The sequence below is a fragment of the Pseudovibrio sp. Ad5 genome, from assembly GCF_001623095.1.
Lineage (GTDB): Bacteria > Pseudomonadota > Alphaproteobacteria > Rhizobiales > Stappiaceae > Pseudovibrio.
Genome location: NZ_LMCH01000044.1, coordinates 1 through 1,641, shown reverse-complemented (window position 1 = coordinate 1,641; position 1,641 = coordinate 1). Strand labels below are relative to the sequence as shown.

The following is a 1,641-nucleotide window of genomic DNA, read 5'->3' as shown; positions in this document are numbered from 1 at the left end:
ATGTGCAATGTATCTTTGCCAATGTCGATGCCGACGGAAAGAAGTTCTGTGGTCATGGGACTGCTCCGGTTGAATAACAACAGGATCACTATAGAGCCTGCGCCTCGGGGGAGCAGGCGGTCCATCCACCAGTTGAAACCACCGTCAATTTGGCATCGGCACTCAACTAGGAAGGTCGCCAACAAACACTTCAGTCTCACAAACAAGCTAGAGGATGTTGGTTGGTGCCCACGAACACTATTGAGTTGACGATCACTTTCTTAGTTCTCCTATGTGTTTAGCCCGCTTGTTTGGCATATCGCGGCCATTCCATGATGACCGATCTTACAAGCTCAGTATCATCAAAGGTGCAAACAGAGCTGAACCTTCTTGACGATGGCGAGTTTGATCTTTCCAAGCTAACTGGCATATCCTGGGTTCTCTCCTCCAATTTTGAGTGAAACGAAAAAGCAATGTGCAACTGGAGGGTACTTATCGCCGCACTCGTTTACGTTTATCGATAACATCTTCAATAGATCGTGGGATTTTGTTCTTAAATAATGTTTCGAAACCGTCTTCTGCATCCAAGGCAAAAGCCAACTTAATTGCGGCTAACAGAGAACCTTTTCCATTAGTCTCTAATAGGCGCACTGAAGAGTATGAAACGCCTGATCGAGCCGCTAGTTCTTTTTGGGTAAGATCAGCGGAGATGCGCCGCTCCTGAATGCGCCGAGCAAGAGCTGTTAGGATTTCATCTGGTGATGTGAGTTTAAATGCTTCCATAATAGCAATTATATCAGATGAGCTATTTAATTGCTAATATACAAGCATTAATATTAGTCACCATAAATGCTTCGAAAGGCCGCTATTCAGTGGTGAAGTGGCATTATGGGCGGTTCGCTGGTATTGCAGATACGGCATCAGTTATCGTGACCTTGAACAGATAATGGTTGAGCGCGGCGTTTGCGTTGATCATGCTACAATTTACAGATGGATCTAGAGATATGCCCAGGAGATGGAAAAGCGACTGCGTTGGCAATGGCGGTGTCCATCCTCCTGCTGTTGGCGGGTTGAAGAAAACTACATAAAGGTTGGCGGGAAATGGACCTATCTCTACCGAGCCGTAGACAAGTTCGGCAATACTATCAACACCGACAAGGCCCCAACATATGGCCTTGCTATATCCGAGTTGAAAACAGAAGGAAAATGCCCCACGGACATTGAACATCACCAAGTGAAGTATCTGAGCAATATCATCGAAGCTGATCACGGCAAGCTGAAACAGCTCATCAAACCTGTACGTGGGTTCAAAACCATAAGGGCCGCCTATGCGATGATCAAAGGCTTTGAAGTAATGCGGGCTCTACGCAAAGGTCAGGCTGGTGCCTTCAATTTCTCGAAGAATGTTCTAGGTGAAGCCCGCCTCGTTGAGCGGGCCTTCGGAATTGGCCCAAGTGCTACTTTGTATATTGTTATTTTAGTTCGTTTTAGGTGGACATAACAAGAATGTTTCAAAGGGGTTATCATGTAAACGTTGTTCCCCATCGAAGCCTTATGGACAGATCGGTTAATTTGAATAAGGGAGTGTTTTGGCTCATGATCATGAGATTAGGAGTGAACAATGGGGCACAACACACGGACCGCCAGCGCTGCAGCTGAGAA

At 46.2% G+C, this 1,641-nt stretch carries 2 protein-coding genes and 1 pseudogene; 1 reads left to right on the top strand and 2 read right to left on the bottom strand.

Annotation, left to right across the window (positions count from 1 at the left end; translation table 11 throughout):
* Both PsAD5_RS28180 and PsAD5_RS27660 read right to left on the bottom strand, forming a co-directional pair.
* Nucleotides 1–182: hypothetical protein (locus PsAD5_RS28180; RefSeq protein ID WP_206599739.1), on the bottom strand; the 182-nt coding region annotated here is incomplete at its 3' end.
* Between the two features lie 289 nt (nt 183–471).
* The gene (locus tag PsAD5_RS27660; protein ID WP_206599738.1) at nt 472–762 is read right to left on the bottom strand and encodes a helix-turn-helix transcriptional regulator; all 291 of its coding nucleotides are present in this window, start codon (nt 760–762) and stop codon (nt 472–474) included.
* Between the two features lie 62 nt (nt 763–824).
* Between PsAD5_RS27660 and PsAD5_RS14365 the strand changes: the two are divergent.
* Nucleotides 825–1,480: pseudogene (locus PsAD5_RS14365) on the top strand (IS6 family transposase).
* Nucleotides 1,481–1,641: the final 161 nt, after the last annotated feature.

Coding starts and splice junctions, on each gene's coding strand:
- PsAD5_RS27660 (WP_206599738.1), bottom strand. CDS start 762: ATGGAAGCATTTAAACTCACATCACCAGATGAAATCCTAACAGCTCTT.